Here is an 18,350-nt window from a genome sequence, read left to right as displayed (position 1 = left end):
TATCCGAATCCTTCCGGGGCGATGAGCGATGAGCCTGCAAATTGACCTGATCGATCGAAAGTTGCTCCGAGAATTGCAGCTGGACTCTCGACGCAGCGTGCAGGTGCTGGGGGATGCGGTCGGATTGTCGGCATCTGCCTGCCATCGCCGTATCAGGGCGCTGGAAGATGCAGGGTTCATTTCTAGCTACGTCGCAAAGCTCGATGCCAGCCGCCTCGGCTACACGATGCAGTTCTTCATCGAGGTGGGGCTGACCAGTCAGAGCGAGGGTGTCCTGGAGGCATTCGAACTGGCGGTCGCCGAAATTCCTGAAGTGCTCGAATGTCACCTGATGGCCGGCCAATCCGATTACATCCTGCGCGTGGTTTGCCGCGACCACGAGGATTTCGAGCGGCTTCATCGGAGGCTGAGCGCACAACTGCCCGGCGTGGCTCGCATTCATTCCAACCTCAGCATCAGAACCGTCAAGGCGCGCACGGGTTTGCCCCTCTAGGTGCCGCACGGGGCAGCAGGATGCTCATTGATTGGGCATCTGTGTTTTTTGATGACATTATAGACAAAATTTGCTTGCACCTGAAAAGAAGCTGGGTTTGATTTGCTCCAGATTTATTGGGGACGTCATCTATGCTTTCTCGCCGCCACCTCACCTGGACCGCGTTTGGCGCGGCTTTGCTGCTTTCGGGCATGTCGCTGCCGGCCTTTGCGCAGGCTACGGACATCAAGTTTACCCTGGACTGGAGGTTCGAAGGTCCGGCAGCCGGCTTCCTACTGGCGCAGGATAACGGTTACTTTGCCGAGGAAGGGCTGAACGTCACCTTTGATATCGGCAATGGCTCGGTGGAGGTTATTCCGCGCGTGGCGACGGGCGCCTACCAGATGGGCTTCGGCGACATCAATTCGCTGATCAAGTTCCTCGACGAAGATCCATCCCAGCCCATCGAGGCGGTGATGATGGTCTATGACAAGCCCGTCTTCTCGGTCATCGGCCGCAAATCTCAAGGCATTACGGACGACCCGAAATCGCTGGAAGGCAAGAAACTGGGCGCGCCGCCTCCGGATGGTGCATTTGCCCAATGGCCGGCCTTCGTTGAAGCAGCAGGGATCGACACCTCCGATATCACGCTCGAATCCATCGGTTTTCCGGTGCGCGAACCGATGCTGGCTTCCGGTGACGTTGACGGCGTCTTCGGCTTCGCCTTTTCGGTTATCCTCAACCTCAAGGCCAATGGTGTTCCAGACGAGGATATCTCCACCATCCTCTTCGCCGATCATGGGCTGAACCTCTACGGCAATGCCGTGATGGTCAACGAGACCTTTGCCGAAGAAAACCCAGATGCGGTCCAGGGCGTGCTGCGTGCATTGGCCAAGGGCTTTGCAGACGCCGTTGCCGATCCGGCTGCCGGCGCGGCCGCTGTCCTGGCGCGCAACGAGACGCTCAATATCGACACCGAGACCGCACGCCTCACCATGGCGAACGATATGAACATCCGCACGCCCTATGTCGTCGAGAACGGCTTCGGCGATGTCGACCCCGAACGGCTCGCGGCCTCGATCGAGACGCTGAAGCTGTCCATGGGCCTCAAGGGCAATGTGACGGCAGACGATGTGTTCGACGCTCAATATCTGCCGCCGGCCGCAGAGCGTATGCTGCCGTGATCGCAGATCCGCGTCCCTTCCGGGGATGCGTTCGATAACCCGGCTCGGGCGATAAAGGGCGCCCGGGCTTTGTGCCCCGATCCGTTCATACCGAGGGAACGGGAGCGGATCGGGGCGGGTTCTCCGCCGAATTATCTGGAGTTCCTGATGACTGCTCCACTGGTTTCCATCGAAAATGTCGACATGCGCTATGGCGGACCGGACGGCACGCTGGCGGTAAGCGGGCTGGACCTCAAGATCAATCGCGGTGAGTTTGTCGCCGTTGTCGGGCCATCGGGGTGCGGCAAGTCCACGCTAATGAAGCTCACCACCGGCCTGCAAATTCCCCAATCCGGCGCGGTGATCGTCGCTAACCAGCAGGTAACCAAGCCTGTCTCCATCGTCGGCATGGCCTTCCAGAACCCCACCATGTTGCCCTGGCGCACGACGCTCGAAAATATCCTGCTCCCCCTCGAAATCGTCGAAAGACACCGCCATCGCTTGCGCAAGCACAAGGCTGAGTATGTGGCCAAGGCGGAGAAACTGCTCGAAACGGTTGGCCTCAAGGGGTTTGGCAGCAAATTTCCCTGGCAATTGTCAGGCGGAATGCAGCAGCGCGCCAATCTTTGCCGTGCGCTGATCCATGAACCCGAGCTGCTGATGCTGGACGAACCCTTCGGCGCGCTCGACGCGTTCACGCGCGAGGAGCTCTGGTGTGTGATTCGGGACCTCCATGCCAGCCAGGATGTCACCATTGTTCTCGTGACCCACGATCTGCGGGAAAGCGTGTTTCTGGCCGATAAGGTCGTGGTGATGAGTGCGCGGCCCGGCAGGGTCATCTCCGAACATTCCGTGCCATTTGCGCGTCCGCGCCAGCTCGAATTGCTCTATGAGCCAGAGTTCAACGACATGGTGCAACGGCTGCACGGAGAAATCGCAACGGCGCGGGTGGCGGCATGACTGTTCTGGAGACAGCAACACCGGTGGCTGCGCCGCCGCGCCCAGGGTTCAAGATCAACTGGGTCCGGCTCGCGCCGGTGCTCTATACGATCGGACTTTTCGCACTGTGGGAGATTGGAGTGCGTCTCTCCGGCTTGCCGCATACCATCCTGCCGGCGCCATCGCGGGTCTTCGAGGCCATCGTCCAATATTGGTCGCCGATCTGGAAGAACTCGATGCAGACCCTCTATACGACGGTGCTCGGGTTTCTGATCGCAGTTGTCGCAGGCCTGGGCATAGGTCTCTTCATCGGCTGGTCCAAAACCATCTATGCGGGTCTTTATCCGATCATGGTTGGCTTCAACGCCATTCCGAAAGTGGCCCTGGTACCGATCCTCGTCATCTGGTTCGGCATCGGTACGGTTCCCGCGGTGCTTACTGCCTTCCTGATCTCCTTCTTTCCCATCGTGGTCAATGTGGCCACCGGCCTGGCCACGATCGAGCCAGAAACCGAAGACGTGCTGCGGGCTCTGGGAGCCAAGAAAATGGACATCATGCTCAAAGTGGGTATTCCGCGCTCGATGCCCTATTTCTTCGGGTCCCTGAAAGTGGCGATCACCCTGGCCTTTGTGGGGTCGGTCGTCAGCGAGACGGTCGCCTCCAACAACGGACTGGGGCAGATGATGGCTTCGGCGCAATCGAACTTCAACGTGCCGCTGGTCTTTGCCGGTTTGCTCATGCTGGCGGTCGAAGGCATCGCCATGTATGCGCTGATGGCATGGGTCGAAAAGCGGATGACGGGCTGGGCGCATCGTTCGACCATGGCCAATTAGGCGATAATTGTCTCGGCGCCGCTGACCACGAGCGCGGCGTCGGGGCGGGCAAGCGCGACCAGGGTCAGGCCAGCGGAGCGAGCGCGCTCCACTGCAAGGCTGGTCGGCGCCGAGATGGTCACAAGCATGGGGCAGCCGGCGCGGACGGTCTTTTCGACCAGCTCATAGGAGCAGCGCGCGCTGAGCAGGAAAAATCCGCTCGCCGGGTCCATGCCGGCGCGGGCGAGGGCGCCGATCAGCTTGTCGAGCGCATTGTGACGCCCCACATCTTCGCGCACGAGCTGGATCTGTCCATCGGGCGTGCAGAAGGCGGCAGCGTGGACGGCGCCCGTTTGGCGACTGAGCGGCTGATGATGCGGGAGCTCGTCCAGGGCCGCCCCAATGGCTGCGCGCGTGGTCGTGATGCGCGCCTTGAGCTGGGGCAGGGGCCGCAGGACCTCGGCGATATTGTCGATGCCGCATAAGCCGCAGGAGCTTTCGCCGACACGCCTGCGGGCCCGGACCATCACCTTTTGCATGGCGTCAGGGGGCAGTGCCACCCGGGTCACCCAGCCACCTTCGACCGCGCTGATCACAAGGCTCCCGATTTCCCTGGAGCCTCGAATCAGCCCCTCGGACAGCATGAAGCCGGTCAGGTAATCTTCCAGGTCGAGCGGGGTGGCCATCATCACCGCATAGCCGATGCCCCCAATATCAATGGCAATCGGCGCTTCGACCGGCACGTCGCGCACGGCCGGGGCGTCGCCTTCTGTCGCCAGGCCGAGGCGCTGGACGGCAATGGTCTGGGTTGGCTCGTAACTATGGGCGCTCACGTGACCACGCGGATCGGGATCGACTTTGCAGCCGGCGTGCCGCTGATCCGGTCATAGTGGTCGAGCGGAAGCAGGGGGTTCAACTCGGGGTAATACCCGGCTACCGCGCCGCGCGGCATGGGATAGTCCAGCACCGTCAGTCCGTCGACGCGCCGGTGGATGCCATCATGATAAATGGTCTCGATAGCGATCTTCTGCCCCGCCTCCAGGCCCCGTTCCTTGCGGTCATCCTCGTTCATGAACAGCACCAAGCGGTCATTATAGACTCCGCGATAGCGATCGGAATTGCTGTAGATCGTGGTATTGAACTGGTCATGGCTGCGCACGGTGGCAAGCCTCAGCATGTCCGGATCATCGACCGGTGCGTCGACCTGCAACCCTTCAAAAACAAGGAAGTTCGCCTTGCCATTCGGGGTTTTCCAAACACGACGCCGCGAGGGCACGTCGAGATGAAAGCCCTTGGGATTTTTGATCTTTTCGCCGAAATCGGCAAAAATGGACGGATAAACCTCGGCAATCTTGTCGCGAATGGCCGTATAATCGTCGATGAAGCGGGCCCAATCCACCTTGCTGTCGGGAAGGGTCGCCATGGCCATGCGACAGACGATTTCCACTTCGGGAAGCAGATGCTCTGACGCCGGCTCAAGAACGCCGCGCGATGGCGTTACATTGCTCATGGCGTCTTCGATGGTGACGACCTGCTCGCCGAGCTTGGTTCGCACGTGTTCGGAGCGCGCTACCACCGGCAGGATCAGCGCGTCCTGTCCGTGCACGAGGTGGCCCCTGTTGAGCTTGGTGGCAATGCCGACCGTCAGCCGCAGCTTGCGCATGGCCGCGTAAGCTTCGTTGGTGTCCGGAACGGCGCGGACAAAATTACCGCCCAGCCCGATGAAGACCTTGGCCGTTCCGGCCTTCATGGCCTCTACCGATTCAACCGTGTGGTGGCCATGGGCCCGCGGCGGCTCAAAGCCGAAGACATCGCGGACGCGATCAAGGTATTCAGGGCTGGGCTTTTCGTCGATCCCCACCGTGCGGTCGCCCTGCACGTTGGAATGGCCGCGGATAGGCGCAATTCCTGCGCCGGGCTTGCCGATATTGCCCTTGAGCAAAAGCAGCGCAGCCAGCTGTTGAAGCAGGCGGGAGCCCTGTTGATGCTGGGTCAGGCCCATACCGTAGCAGATGATGGTGGCTTTGGACCGGATGTAGATGTCCGCCACGCGGCGGATCTGCTCTTCGCTGATCCCCGAAACAGCGACGAGTTCCGCCCAGTCCTGCTGCACGACGTCGGCACGCAAGGCGTCGAGACCTTCCGTGTGCTCTGCGATAAAGGCTTGGTCGAGCACGTCCTCGCCGGCGGCGTCGCGCTCGAACATCACCTTCATCAGGCCCTTGAGCAGCGCGAGATCACCACCGATCTTGATGTGCACGAATTCGCTCGCGATGGGCGTCGACCCAAGCGTGGCCATCTGCACCACGTCCTGCGGCTCGGTGAACTTGATCAAGGCCCTTTCAGGCATCGGATTGACAGCGACGATGGGAATGCCGCGTTTGCGGGCCTCGACCAAATTGGTCATCATGCGGGGCGAATTGGTGCCGGTGTTCTGGCCGATGATGAAGATGGCCTCGGCCTCTTCGAAGTCCTTGAGGACGACCGATCCCTTGCCGATGCCCAGAACGGGCGGAAGCCCACGGCTGGTCGGCTCATGGCACATGTTCGAGCAATCGGGAAAATTGTTGGTACCGAATTCGCGAACGAAGATGGAATACAGGAAGGCCGCTTCGTTCGGTGTGCGCCCGGACGTATAGAACTCAGCCTCATGCGGGCTGTCGAGCGCGCGTAAATGCTGGCCGATAAGCGCGAAGGCCTCGTCCCAGGAGCAGGGGACATAATGATCGGTGGCCGCATCGTAGCGCATGGGCTCGGTCAGGCGACCCTGCATTTCCAGCCAATAATCGGACTGGTCCATGAGCTGGCTGACACTATGTTCGGCAAAGAACTCGCGGGTAAGCCGGTGCCGGGTGGCCTCATGTGCCAGCGCCTTGGCACCGTTCTCGCAGAACTCCAGCTTCTTGCGCTCATCCGCATCCGGAAACGCACAGGACGGGCACTTGAATCCGCCGGGCTGGTTCATCTCGAGAAGCGCCCTGGAGCCTTTGGTGATGACGCTTTGCTCCATCAGCACCTTGGCAGTGGCTGCGGCTGCGCCCCAGCCGCCGGCAGGCTTGTTGTAGGGCTGGTAATGGGGCGTTTTGGTCATCTTCGAACTCTGTTCCGGCCTCGCTTCGTGCCACTAGACCACATATGGTCGTGCTGCGTCATCCACTCATGGCTGGGCGGACGAGATCTCGTCCGCCTGTGCACCTGGGCCCACAAGCATGAGGCTTGGTTCCTCGCCAAAAAGGCGGCTGGCGACAGCCTGCACATCCTCTGCAGTGACTGCGGAAATCAGGCTCTCGCGCTCTGTCACATAGTCCAGCGGCAATCCGCGCACCTGCTGGCCGACCATTGCCCCGGCGATCGACACTGACGAGCCCAGCTGGTTTATGGCGTAGGCGCCGATGAGGTAATGCTTCACGCGCTCCAGCTCGCTGGGATCGGGTCCGTTCTCTGCCATGTCCGCAATTGTCGACTTGATTACGTCAAGAGCCTGATCGACATTCTCGGGGTTGGTCGCGGTGCCGATGGTCAGGGCGTCGGCATGCTTTAGAGTCACGAGCCCGCCGGAAACCCCATAGGTCAGGCCGCGCTTTTCGCGCACTTCGACATTGAGGCGCGAGAGCAAATTGCTGCCGGCCAAAAGTTCGGTCATCACGTAAGCCGCAAAGAAATCGGGATCTGTCTCCGGCACTCCGGGATAGGCCAGGTTGAGCCGCGTCTGGGGTAGCGGATAGTCCACAGCCAGGTCCTGCCCAAAAGTCAGCGTGGCATCCGTCACCGGCTGGACGTCGCCGGCTTCAGGGAGGGCAGCGAAAACGGCGTCGATCATTTCGCCCGCGGTCTTTTCATCCAGAGCGCCCACGATGCCGATCTTGAGCGAAGCTCGGGTAAAAACCGAACGATGGAGGGATTGGAGGTCCTCCGCCCCGATGGCTGCAAGGGTGTCCGGCGTGCCCTCTACGGGCCGCCCATAAGGATGGTCGCCGAAGAGCGCCCGGTTCCACATCTGGCCGGCAGCATAATTGGGATCGCGAGACCGCGAGACGAGGCCGGCAATGCTCTGGCTGCGCATGCGCTCCAACGCGGGAGGATCGAAGCGTGGAGACTGGACGGCGAGGGCGAGCAACTCGGTCGCGCCTTCGCGCTCGTCGGAAAGCATGCGGGCAAAGCCGGAAATATCGTCCTGGCTGGCACCAAAGCCCATTTCCAGCCCTACCTCGTCGGCACGGATCTGAAACGCTTCACTGTCGAGATCGCCCGCACCCTCATCAAAAAGGGTGGTCATCAGGGCTGCGAGGCCCAGCTTGTCCTGCGGGTCCTGCGAGCTGCCGCCTTCGAAGGAAAAGGCCAGCGTAACAATCGGCACGGTATAATCCTCAACGAACCAGGCTTCTAACCCCTGGGGCGAGGTGATGCTGCGAAAGTTGACCTCAGCCTGAGCGGGCAGGGCGGAAAACAGCAGCCAGGCAGGCGCAAGAATGCCGGCAGCGAGCCGGGCGAAAGAACGAACGCTCATGGGGTTTCCTCCTGGGCGAGGGGCAACAGATAGCCGCTGACGGCAATTTCGGGTCGGAGGTATTTTTCAGCGACCGCCTGTACATCCTCGGCGGTCACTGCCTCGACGCGCTGGGGCCAGGCGGCGACATCTTCAATCGTGCGTCCGTTGGAGAGCCAGCTGCCATAGACCTGCGCCATGCTCGCCTGGCTGTCTCGGGCCAGAATGGTGCTGCGGATGAAGCGGCGCTTGACCCGCTCCAGCTCGCCGTCGGTCAGTCCATTGGTGATGATGTCGTCAACCTGGGCAAAGATTTCTGTTTCCAGATCGGCAAGTTCGACGCCTGGACGCGGGGTGCCGTAGAGGACGAAGGTGCCCATGTCATAGCTGTTGCCGCCGTAATAGGCGCCGGCTTGGGCCGCCATGTCGGTCTCGACCTGCAATTTCTGATAAAGGCGGCTGCGGGTGCCATCGCTGAGAACGGCAGCCAGAACGTCCAATGCTTCGGCCTCGCCACTGGCCTCGGCCGTCCTGTAGCTCGGCACGAGCCAGTTGCTCGAAAAGCTCGGAAGGGTGACGCGCGCATCCTTGAGGGTCACGGAGCGGCTCGTATCGTGCGGAGGTTCCACTAGGCGTTGGCGCTCGACCAAATCCGGACCGGGCTGCACTTGGCCGTAAGTGTCGTTGGCAAGCGCTTCGACATCCGCTGGATCGACGTCACCTGCAACCACGACCAGGGCATTGTTCGGCGCATAGTAGCGATCATAGAACCCAAGGGCATCCTCTCGGCTCAGTTGCCGGATTTCTGACTCCCAGCCGATCACTGGAACACGATAGGGATGGTTCTGGAAAAGGGTGGCGTTGACTTCCTCGGCCAAAATCCCCTGCGGGTTGGAATCGATGCGCTGGCGTCGCTCGCCAAGCACGACGTCCCGCTCGGCCGCGACGACTTCAGGGTCGAGCTCAAGATTGCGCATACGATCGGCCTCGATCGCCATCATATCGCCAAGCGCTGAGGGCGGAATGGTCTGGAAGTAGGCAGTGACGTCGGCATTGGTGAATGCGTTGGTATTGCCACCCAGCTCGCTCACCGTCCGGTCCAGAGTGCCCGCGGGATATTGCTCGGTGCCTTTGAACATCAGGTGTTCGAGAAAATGCGCTATGCCCGAATGCCCGGCCGGATCGTCCGCGCCGCCGACCTTGTACCAGATCATGTGGGTGACGATCGGTGCGCGACGATCGGGAATGACGACCAATTCCAGTCCGTTATCGAGCGTGAAATGGCTGATATCGGCTTGCGGCGTCGTGTCCTGAGCGGCGACGGGCAGGGTCAGCAAAAAGGCGGCGCACAGCCCGAGGGCATTTGCATTCATATGTGTTCAGGCTCCGTCTTCGAGGGGGCGGTTGCAATGCGCCTATCGTTCGTACAAGGCGAGCATAAGGCGATCGTTCATTCGCAAGTGCGGTCCGCGCCCCTTTTTTGAGTGCGGGAGCGCCGGGGAACCGGATCGCCCCGTTGCCCCTCTGGCCCTCTTGGCCTACATAGGCCGCAATCTCCGAACGCTTCCAAAGAGGTCTCGACGCCATGGCGCGCCAATTCATTTATCATATGCACGGAATGAGTAAGGCTTATGCCGGCGGTAAAAAGGTCTTGGACAATATCCATCTCTCTTTTTACCCCGACGCCAAGATCGGCATCCTGGGCCCCAACGGCTCGGGCAAGTCGACCCTGCTCAAGATCATGGCCGGCATCGAAACCGAGTTCACCGGTGAAGCCTGGGCTGCCGACGGCGCCAAAATCGGCTATCTGGCACAGGAGCCGCAGCTCGACCCCAATTCCGACGTGCTGGGCAATGTCATGCTGGGCGTCAAGGAAAAGAAGGACATCGTCGACCGTTACAACGAGTTGATGATGAACTATTCCGACGAGACGGCGGACGAAGCCACCAAGCTGCAGGACATCATCGACAGCCAGAACCTGTGGGATCTCGAATCGCAGGTTGAAGTCGCGATGGAAGCCCTCGGCTGCCCGCCGGGTGACGCCTCGGTCGAGAATCTATCGGGCGGCGAGAAGCGCCGCGTGGCCCTTTGCGCGCTGTTGCTGTCCAAGCCCGACCTGCTGCTGCTCGACGAACCGACCAACCATCTCGATGCGGAAACCACCGGCTGGCTCGAGCGCCATCTGCGCGAATTCGATGGTGCAGTGCTGATCATCACCCACGATCGTTATTTCCTCGACAACGTGACCGGCTGGATTCTCGAACTCGATCGCGGTCGGGGCGTCCCCTATGAGGGCAACTACTCGGCCTATCTCGACGCCAAGGCCAAGCGCTTCGCGCAGGAAAAGAGCGAGGATGCGGCGCGCGCCAAGGTGCTGGAACGCGAAAAGGAATGGATGGGGCAGTCGCCCCAGGCGCGCCAGGCCAAATCCAAGGCCCGTATCCGTGCCTATGACGAACTGGTCAAGGTCAACGAAGCCCGCACCCAGTCGCACACCGCGCAGATCATCATTCCGCCCGGCGAGCGCCTCGGCCAGAACGTCATCACTGTCGAGGGGCTCTCCAAGTCTTTCGGCGATCGCATGCTGATCGACGATCTCAGCTTCAAGCTGCCGCCCGGCGGCATCGTCGGGATCATCGGGCCGAACGGCGCGGGCAAGTCGACGCTCTTCAAGATGCTGACTGGCCAGGAAAAGCCCGACAGCGGCAGCGTCACCGTGGCGGAGAATGTCCATCTCGGCTATGTGGACCAGAGCCGCGATGCGCTGAACCCCAACAAGACTGTCTGGGAGGAAATTTCCGAGGGTGACGAGGTGCTCATGCTGGGCAAGCGCGAGATGAACAGCCGCGCCTATACCTCGGCCTTCAACTTCAAGGGCGGGGACCAGCAGCAGAAGGTGGGCAATCTTTCTGGTGGTCAGCGCAATCGCGTTCACCTGGCCAAGATGCTCAAGAGCGGCGCCAACGTGCTGCTTCTTGACGAACCGACCAATGATCTCGACACCGAAACGCTTGCCGCGCTCGAAGAGGCGCTGGAGGAATTCGCCGGTTGCGCCGTGATCATCAGCCACGATCGCATGTTCCTCGATCGCCTGGCGACGCACATGCTGGCCTTCGAAGGCGACAGCCATGTCGAGTGGTTCGAAGGCAATTTCCAGGATTACGAGGCCGACAAGGTCCGTCGCCTGGGAGCGGATGCGGTCAATCCAAGACGTGCTACGTACAAGCCGCTGACGCGGTAGCGACAGAAGGGCGGCCGAGAGGTCGCCCTTTTTCTCACCAGCCTGAATGGCAGGGTATTTTTCTCACATCCGAACGCATTTTGGTTCGGGCGCCTTGGCCATAGACGACCTGGCCAGTGTAGAAACAGACACCATCGTTCCTCGGAGTTTCTGCAATGCGTCTTGCATCGCTCGCCGCCGCCGCTGCCTTCCTTGTTGCAGCGCCTGTCCTCGTCCAGGCCCAGGACGTCACCCCGCTGGTGACTGCCGAGTGGCTCAAGGCCCATGCCGGCGACGAGAACGTCAAGATCATCGATATCCGCGACAATATCGCGGAAACCGATCTGGGCGAGTTGCCCTATATCGCCGATGCCGTCGTTGCCCCTTATGCAAGCTATGGCTGGCGCAGCGAAGTGCAGGGCGTGCCAGGCCAGATTCCCGGTGACGAAGAGATCGCAGACCTGATCGGTGGTCTCGGTATCGATGGCGACGATCATGTGGTGATCGTGCCCTGGGGCACGGATTCCTCCGAATTCGGCGGGGCGACCCGCGTCTACTGGACGTTCAAATATCTCGGCCACGACGCCGTCTCCATCCTCGATGGCGGCTGGCGCCAGTATGACGCTGCCGGTGGTGAGCGCGTTGCCGAAGCGGTCGTTCCGACAGCAGTGGAGTTCCCGATCAACGTTCGCCCTGAATTCCGGGCTACGACAGCTGACGTCGAAGCGGCGCTTGCCGCAGGCACGCCGCTGATCGACGGTCGTCCCGAAGAGCAGTTCCTGGGGCAGTCCAAGAGCCCGGTCGTGCGGATCGAGGGGACCATTCCCGGTGCGCAGAACATTCCCCATTCCAAGTTCTACAGCGCCGACTATGCCAGCTTCGCACTTCCCGAAACGGTGGCGACGCTGACGCAGGCGGTCGGCCTCGAGCAGGACGAAAAGAATATCGTCTTCTGCAATACCGGCCATTGGGCCTCTATCGCCTGGTTTGCACTGAGCGAGGTTGGCGGCAACAAGAACACGGCCATGTATGACGGATCGATGGCAGAATGGGCAGCTGACCCGGCCCGTCCGATCCAGTAAAGGCCACTTCCAGCCAATGACGTGAGTTTTGGATGTTGCACCCGAGGGCCGCAGCATCCAAAACCATTTTGAATGGGGCATTTCAGAATCATGAGCGATATTTCCGCTTCCGCGCCGAAATTCCTGCCACCCGCTACAGCGGATCGGGCGCCGCTATTGGTGGCCGCGGCCTTTCTTGTCTTCGGCTTCTTTTTCATCACCTGGCAGGTGGACCTCCGGCAGGGCGCCTTGTTCCTGATCGGCGGCGGACTGGGCGTGGCGCTCTACCATGGTTCGTTTGGGTTTACCGGCGGCTGGAAGCGCATGGTGGTCGAGAAGCGTGGACGCGGCATGCGGGCGCAGATGCTGACCATCGGCGTTGCGGCCCTGGCAATGATCCCGCTCGTGGCTGCAGGCAATATCGGTGGCCAGCCCATGGTCGGGGCGATGGCACCGGTGGGCGTGTCGGTGCTGCTCGGCGCCGCGATCTTTGGGCTCGGCATGCAGCTCGGTGGCGGCTGCGGCTCGGGCACGTTGTTCACCGTGGGTGGTGGATCGGCACGCATGCTGGTGACGCTCGCGTTCTTCATTATCGGTGCTGTCATCGGGACTGCCCATCTGCCGTTCTGGCTGGAGCAGCCGGCGCTGCCGGCAATCAGCATCGGTGCCGAACTCGGCGTAGGCTTCGCCCTTGCCGTGACGATTGCGGGACTGGCTCTCGTCGCCTTGATCACCGCGCTGATCGAGAAAAAGGCCCATGGTGACATCGAGGCCGAGCCGGCGCCGGCACGGCAAGGGTGGAACTGGGTTTTCCGCGGACCCTGGCCATTGGTCGGCGCGGGACTGGTTCTGGCGTTGCTCAACATCGCCACGCTGCTTCTGGCGGGCCATCCATGGTCGATCACCTACGGCTTCGGGCTATGGGGCGCCAAAATCGCGCAGGCGGTAGGTATCGATGTCGGCTCCTGGGAGTTCTGGACCTGGCCGGCGCAGGCGCAGGCGCTTAATGCCAGCGTGCTGGCTGACAGCGTCTCGGTCATGGATTTCGGCCTGGTGCTGGGCGCTGCGCTTGCCGCCGCCATTGCCGGTAAATTTGCGCCCAAAGCAAAGTTGCCCCTTGGCTCCCTACTCGCCGCAATCTGTGGCGGGCTGTTGATGGGATACGGCGCGCGCCTCTCGTTTGGCTGCAATATCGGCGCCCTGTTCTCCGGCATCGCCACGGGAAGCCTGCATGGCTGGCTATGGTTCGCCGCGGCCTTTGTCGGTTCGATCGGTGGCGTCTGGCTTCGTCCCGTGTTTGGTCTTGATGGATTCAAAAAATGAGCGGCCGCAATACGCTACTTTTTGGTGCCGCCCTGGCGGTGTCCACCGCTGCCATCGCTGCTGACCATCTCAGCAAGCCTGTCCCTCCGCGTCCGGTTTATGGCACGGCCAGCGCAACAAGTTCGGGCACGGCGCCGTGTGCAGCCGCCCCCTGCGCCGCTGGTGCGGTTTCATCGCCGTGCGCGGCCGGTGCGCCGGTGGCTCCTTGTGCGGCCGGGGCCGCTACTAAGGCGGCGCCCCCACCGCCACCAGCACAGCGTCCTTCATCCGAAAACCAGCTGATGGCGCCTCCACCGCCACCAGCGCAGCGTCCGACCGAACCTGCGGCGCCGACGCTACAGGCTCCTCCGCCCGCGCCGCTTGCCAAGCCTGCGACGGAAGAAGCGCCGGATTTGGTGGTCGCGCCCTGATGACGTCGACGCGCGACCAGGCGCTGGCCGAAATGACCTTTTGCGAGGCGATCCTCGCCAAAGGCGGCCTCAACGTGTTGTCCGAAACCTTTGCAGGCGTCGACGCCATAGCCGCCTGGGATCATTATCCGCCGGGCGATGTGTTCGATCCGGTCAGCAAGTCGCAATGGTTTTATCATTGCCACCCTGCAGAGGATGACAGCCGTGAGCACGGCCACTTTCATTGCTTCGTGCGACCGGAAGGAGCCGATGGTCCCATCCATCATCTCGTCGCCATTGGCGTCGATGCTCAAGGCAGATTGCTGAGGCTTTTCACCGTGAACCAGTGGGTGGTCGGCGATGACTGGGTGGGTGCGAAGGAACTTGCAGCGCTTTTAGAGAAATTCGACGTGCAGATGCCTAAGCCTTCCTACCTCGTCAATCGCTGGCTAACTTCGATCATTGTCGCATATGAAGACGAAATAAGGTCGTTGATTGAACAACGTGATGTCGTGCTGACAGGACAGGGTGAAAGTCTTGACTGCGCCCTTGCTGATCACTCGATCGAGGTCACGTCGGAACTCGTAATCGAAAATTAAATTTTCGTCGGAACCATTTCGACTGCCATCCATTTGTCAGGTTCGGCGGTAGCGACGGGATGTCGCGAGGAGCAATTCGAACATGAATGCGGTAGACTATGCAGCGGTATTTGAAGCGCTGCCTAGCCCGTTCATGATCATTGACCGCGACCTGCGCTACGTTGCGCTCAATCAGGCTTATCTTGATACCTTGAACCGTGCCCGATCGTCGCTGATCGGGGAGTATCTGTTCGACATGTTTCCCAATGATGACGAGAGTGGCAAACGTCTGAAGCAGTCTTTTGATCGCGTGCTTGCGACCGGAGAGGCAGACACTCTTGCCTATCTCCCCTATCCGATCGCCATGGAAGACGGGACGATCGAGCATCGATATTGGACAGCGGTGCATGTGCCGCTCTTCGGGGATGACGGCTCCGTTGCCTTCATCATGCAGAACACGGTCGATGTGACAGAATTCGCGCGGATCCGCGAGGCGGCAACATTACCCTTTCATTCGCTTTCCGCAGCAACACGGCTTATTGAACGTACACGGGAAGCAGACGCCGCCAGCGCAGATTTTCGTCGGCTCTTTCAGCAAGCTCCAGGCTTTTTTGCCGTGCTGTCCGGTTCCCGACACGTTTTCACCTTTGCCTCCGACTCCTATGTGCGACTGGTCGGCGGCCGGCAATTGATCGGACTTCCTGTGGCCGCTGCATTGCCGGAAGTTGAAGGGCAGGGCTTTGTTGCTCTGCTGGATAAAGTTTTCCGCGAGGGCTACACGCATCAGGCTGAGGAGCAGATGCTCATGCTGCAGCGTGAGCCGTCCAAGGATCCGGAGGAGACATTCCTCGATTTTTCCTATCATCCCATTCGGGATTCGGAGGGCAGGATTTCCGGCATCTTCGTGCAGGGTACGGATCGGACGGAAACGGTTCGGGCAGCACGTCGGCAACGCCTGCTAATCGATGAACTCAACCATCGCGTGAAGAATACCCTGGCGACGGTGCAGTCCATCGCCAGCCAGACCTTGCGCAACACGAACGATATCGCCAGCGCCAAGCAAGCCTTTGAAGCGCGGATCATCGCGCTGTCCAAGGCGCATAACATGCTCAGCGAGCGGCAATGGCACGATACCGAAATCGGGCATCTGGTCTGTCAGGAACTCAGCGCCTACGATAGTGCGCTGGTGCAATTCGGTGGGCCTGTCCTGCAGATCAACGCGAAGGCTACGGTTGCTCTTGCTCTCGTCTTGCATGAGCTAGCCACCAATGCTGCAAAGCACGGTGCCTTATCGGCACCGGAAGGTCGGCTGTCCGTAAACTGGGCAGAGGATGACGCGGATAACCTGATCATCGAATGGCAAGAGAGTGGGGGCCCACCCGCACATGCGCCCTCCCGCACCGGCTTCGGGTCGCGCTTGCTTCGTACGGTGATTACAGGGGAGCTCACTGGACAGCTCGAAATGAATTACGCGGAAAAAGGCCTCTCCGCGAGAATGGTCATTCCGCCATCTGCTTACTGCGCGAGGGTGCAGGAAATTGTCTGACGCGCCTATCAAGCGGATCTTTGTCGTCGAAGACGAGACCTTGGTCCTGTTCAATCTTCAAGACATTCTGAGCGATCTCGGCTGGACGCTCGTCGGCCAGGCCATGTCCTTACCGCAAGCGGAAGCGTTGGCCGCGAGCGTCGAACAACCCGATGCGGCCATTCTCGATGTCAATATCGGTGGCCAGAAGGTGTTTCCCGCCGCGACGATCCTGGCGGCACGCGGCGTGCCCATCCTGTTTGCCACGGGATATGGCCGGGAAGGTCTTCCGCCGGAATGGCAGGAGCGCCCTGTTATCGTCAAACCTTATAGCCAGCGCGATGTCGAAGTGGCCCTGCAAGCGCTAAGCGGGCTTTAGCAACGATATACCTGCGGATTGCAAGGCTTTACCAAGTCACGACCCCATGCGAAAAGCCATTGGGTTGGTTCCGGCTTGTGCGATAAGATCTGCATCAGCGGTGGGACCAGATGAGTTCGCGTTCTTGGGGGAATGCATGAAGATGTTCGTGACGGGGGCGGTGCTGCTGGTCGGCCTTGCCCTCGCCGCTCCGGCCAGCGCCGCGCCGGGGCAATGCTCGCTCAGCGGCATCGGTGAATTCAGCTGTGATGTCAGCGTCGATGGGGGCGGCATAACCTTCTCCCTGCCAGATGGACGCCTCTTCGTCTTCGCGCATGTGTCGAACGGTGAAGGCTTGGCCTATATCGGTTCCGGCGAGCCCAGCCCCGGGCAATACCCTTCTGAGCTTGGGGCGTTCGTGCCTGCACAGGACAGAGCCGGGTGCTGGATGCAAGAGGACGGCGAGATGACATTCTGCGCGGCGTTGCTGCAGTGAACGACGCGCCTTCGGACCTCAGCACGCTCTTTTCCCTCACTGTAGGCCAGGCCGATATCTCGGGTGTCGAGCACGGCGAAGGTCTGCCCGTCGTCTTTCTGCATGCCGGGGTTTGCGACAAGCGCATGTGGCTGAGCCAGATGCAGGCCGTTGCCGAAGACGGTTGGCACGCAATCGCCTATGACCGGCGCGGATACGGCGACACCGAGAGCGCTGACGAAGTGTTCGATCACGTCGACGATCTCAAAGCGGTTCTGGACCAGCGCGACATTCACGCGGCCGTGTTTGTCGGCTGTTCGCTCGGCGGGGGCGTAGCAATCGATTTTGCGCTGCAATATCCGGGGCGGGTGCTCGGCCTGGTACTCATCGGTACATCCGTGACCGGGGCGCCGTGGAGTGCGACCAACGAGGAAAGTGCCATTGAAATGGCCGAGGATGACGCCTGGGAGCGCGGCGATCTCGACTTGCTGAACAAGGTGCAGGCTCACGAATGGCTTGATGGCCCGCGCAGCGCCAGCGGAAGGGTCGGGGGCGAGGTGCGCGCACTATTCCTCGACATGAATGGCAAGGCGCTGGCCAAGTCCCCGCTGACGCTGGAAGAAGAGCGCGCCGATGCCTGGTCTCGCCTCGAGGCGGTAAGTGCCCCCACCTTGCTTATGGTGGGGAGCGAGGATTTCTCTGCTATCATTGATAGGCATGAGACCCTGTCAGAAACCATGCCCAATGCCTTTGCGGCCCTGCTGGAAGGCGTGGCACATATCCCCAGCATCGAGCATCCCGCGCTGGTCAATTCGTTGTTGCTGCAGTTTCTCGACGCATTCGACGATGACGACGACGATCCGGAAGACGACGATCCGGAAGACTAGGCTCCCCCCTCATTGTGGGCAGCGCAGCCGAAGCTGCGCTGCCCACATCGGGCTGCCTAGACTGCAATGATGCCATCCAGATGCTTGTCCAATTGCTGGGTTGGCAGATTGGTCAGATCCTTGTCCAGCTCCGCGACGATGGTTTTCTTGACATGATCGGACAGCACCTTGCGCAGATTGCCCAGTGCAATTGGCGCTGCTGCTATGACGAGGCGGTCGAAAGCTCCCGATTTGGCCTGACTGTCGAGAGCGCCAGCGACATTCCGCACAAATTCAGCCTCGCGGTGCTGTGCCGGGTCGGTGCGGGCTTCCATGGCGCCGCCTGTCGGACCGCGACCTGAGCGATCGGTGTCGATGTCCTGGGATTGCAGCGGCGGTATGGACCACCCGAGCCCTTCGACGGCGCTAAGCCCTTTGCCGGGGCCATTGTGCTGGAGTACTCGCGCTTGTGTTCCGTCCGCAATCAGTACCCAGGTCACGGTCTTCTTCATTTGCTGCTCCTCAAGTTCGGTCGACGGTGGGCGAATGTTCGCCACCCACAGGCAAACGTGTGACTGAGACGAAAGGTTGGCGTGATCGATCATCAAAGCGTACCGGTACGATCACAAACTCTGATTGGTGACGGTCGGGATGGGCTGGTAGAGGGGCGAGGCGTCTTTGCG

General features: G+C 60.9%; 17 protein-coding genes. 12 read left to right on the top strand and 5 right to left on the bottom strand.

Translation table 11 applies throughout. The features are described 5' to 3' along the window. The first annotated feature begins 28 nt into the window (after nucleotides 1–28). The 4 genes from VE26_RS09580 to VE26_RS09565 all read left to right on the top strand — a co-directional run bounded on the left by VE26_RS09580 (nucleotide 29) and on the right by VE26_RS09565 (nucleotide 3,407). The gene (locus tag VE26_RS09580; RefSeq protein WP_152658782.1) at nucleotides 29–493 is read left to right on the top strand and encodes an Lrp/AsnC family transcriptional regulator; all 465 of its coding nucleotides are present in this window, start codon (nucleotides 29–31) and stop codon (nucleotides 491–493) included. 131 nt (nucleotides 494–624) lie between these two features. Further along, nucleotides 625–1,656, top strand: a complete 1,032-nt coding sequence (locus VE26_RS09575) for an ABC transporter substrate-binding protein (protein ID WP_046104721.1) — start codon at nucleotides 625–627, stop codon at nucleotides 1,654–1,656. A gap of 147 nt (nucleotides 1,657–1,803) precedes the next feature. Next, nucleotides 1,804–2,595: an ABC transporter ATP-binding protein gene (locus VE26_RS09570; RefSeq protein WP_244465651.1), complete on the top strand. Its 792-nt coding sequence runs from the start codon at nucleotides 1,804–1,806 to the stop codon at nucleotides 2,593–2,595. Next, nucleotides 2,592–3,407: an ABC transporter permease gene (locus VE26_RS09565; protein WP_046104720.1), complete on the top strand. Its 816-nt coding sequence runs from the start codon at nucleotides 2,592–2,594 to the stop codon at nucleotides 3,405–3,407. Before VE26_RS09570 ends, VE26_RS09565 begins: the two co-directional genes overlap by 4 nt. Here the strand turns inward: VE26_RS09565 and fdhD are convergent. The 4 genes from fdhD to VE26_RS09545 form a co-directional block, all read right to left on the bottom strand. Continuing rightward, nucleotides 3,404–4,219, bottom strand: a complete 816-nt coding sequence (gene fdhD, locus VE26_RS09560; protein ID WP_084620190.1) for a formate dehydrogenase accessory sulfurtransferase FdhD — start codon at nucleotides 4,217–4,219, stop codon at nucleotides 3,404–3,406. The genes VE26_RS09565 and fdhD overlap by 4 nt on opposite strands. Then, complete coding sequence (locus tag VE26_RS09555) at nucleotides 4,216–6,477, bottom strand: FdhF/YdeP family oxidoreductase (RefSeq protein WP_046104719.1); 2,262 nt, start codon at nucleotides 6,475–6,477, stop codon at nucleotides 4,216–4,218. The genes fdhD and VE26_RS09555 overlap by 4 nt, the downstream gene beginning before the upstream one ends. Nucleotides 6,478–6,543: 66 nt before the next feature. Then, nucleotides 6,544–7,893 carry a M16 family metallopeptidase gene (locus VE26_RS09550; RefSeq protein WP_046104718.1) on the bottom strand — a complete coding sequence of 450 codons (1,350 nt, stop codon included), beginning with the start codon at nucleotides 7,891–7,893 and terminating at the stop codon, nucleotides 6,544–6,546. Beyond that, nucleotides 7,890–9,245 (bottom strand): M16 family metallopeptidase, encoded by a 1,356-nt coding sequence (locus VE26_RS09545; RefSeq protein ID WP_052715790.1) that lies wholly within the window; start codon nucleotides 9,243–9,245, stop codon nucleotides 7,890–7,892. The genes VE26_RS09550 and VE26_RS09545 overlap by 4 nt, the downstream gene beginning before the upstream one ends. A gap of 212 nt (nucleotides 9,246–9,457) precedes the next feature. On the opposite strand from VE26_RS09545, the gene ettA reads away from it, so the two are divergent. The 8 genes from ettA to VE26_RS09505 all read left to right on the top strand — a co-directional run bounded on the left by ettA (nucleotide 9,458) and on the right by VE26_RS09505 (nucleotide 17,688). Further along, nucleotides 9,458–11,113, top strand: a complete 1,656-nt coding sequence (gene ettA / locus VE26_RS09540) for an energy-dependent translational throttle protein EttA (protein WP_046104717.1) — start codon at nucleotides 9,458–9,460, stop codon at nucleotides 11,111–11,113. Between the two features lie 155 nt (nucleotides 11,114–11,268). Continuing rightward, entirely contained in the window at nucleotides 11,269–12,174 is a 906-nt protein-coding gene (locus VE26_RS09535) for a sulfurtransferase (RefSeq protein ID WP_046104716.1), read from the top strand. A gap of 90 nt (nucleotides 12,175–12,264) precedes the next feature. Next, nucleotides 12,265–13,476, top strand: coding sequence for a YeeE/YedE family protein (locus VE26_RS09530; RefSeq protein ID WP_046104715.1), 1,212 nt, complete (start codon nucleotides 12,265–12,267; stop codon nucleotides 13,474–13,476). A gap of 409 nt (nucleotides 13,477–13,885) precedes the next feature. Next, nucleotides 13,886–14,464, top strand: coding sequence for a DUF6969 family protein (locus VE26_RS09525; RefSeq protein WP_046104714.1), 579 nt, complete (start codon nucleotides 13,886–13,888; stop codon nucleotides 14,462–14,464). Nucleotides 14,465–14,546: 82 nt separating this feature from the next. Beyond that, nucleotides 14,547–15,989 carry a sensor histidine kinase gene (locus VE26_RS09520; protein WP_046104713.1) on the top strand — a complete coding sequence of 481 codons (1,443 nt, stop codon included), beginning with the start codon at nucleotides 14,547–14,549 and terminating at the stop codon, nucleotides 15,987–15,989. Then, nucleotides 15,982–16,347 (top strand): response regulator, encoded by a 366-nt coding sequence (locus VE26_RS09515; protein WP_046104712.1) that lies wholly within the window; start codon nucleotides 15,982–15,984, stop codon nucleotides 16,345–16,347. Before VE26_RS09520 ends, VE26_RS09515 begins: the two co-directional genes overlap by 8 nt. Before the next feature lie 136 nt (nucleotides 16,348–16,483). Next, on the top strand, nucleotides 16,484–16,822 hold the full coding sequence (locus tag VE26_RS09510) for a hypothetical protein (RefSeq protein ID WP_046104711.1): 339 nt from the start codon (nucleotides 16,484–16,486) through the stop codon (nucleotides 16,820–16,822). After that, nucleotides 16,819–17,688, top strand: coding sequence for an alpha/beta fold hydrolase (locus tag VE26_RS09505; protein ID WP_052715789.1), 870 nt, complete (start codon nucleotides 16,819–16,821; stop codon nucleotides 17,686–17,688). The genes VE26_RS09510 and VE26_RS09505 overlap by 4 nt, the downstream gene beginning before the upstream one ends. A 56-nt stretch (nucleotides 17,689–17,744) precedes the next feature. Here the strand turns inward: VE26_RS09505 and VE26_RS09500 are convergent, their stop codons facing one another. Continuing rightward, nucleotides 17,745–18,179, bottom strand: coding sequence for a host attachment protein (locus VE26_RS09500; protein ID WP_046104710.1), 435 nt, complete (start codon nucleotides 18,177–18,179; stop codon nucleotides 17,745–17,747). Nucleotides 18,180–18,350 lie beyond the last annotated feature (171 nt).

The sequence above is a fragment of the Devosia chinhatensis genome (genome assembly GCF_000969445.1).
GTDB lineage: Bacteria > Pseudomonadota > Alphaproteobacteria > Rhizobiales > Devosiaceae > Devosia > Devosia chinhatensis.
Note: the sequence above shows the minus strand (reverse complement) of the source record. Positions and strands in the feature narration are given on the sequence as shown.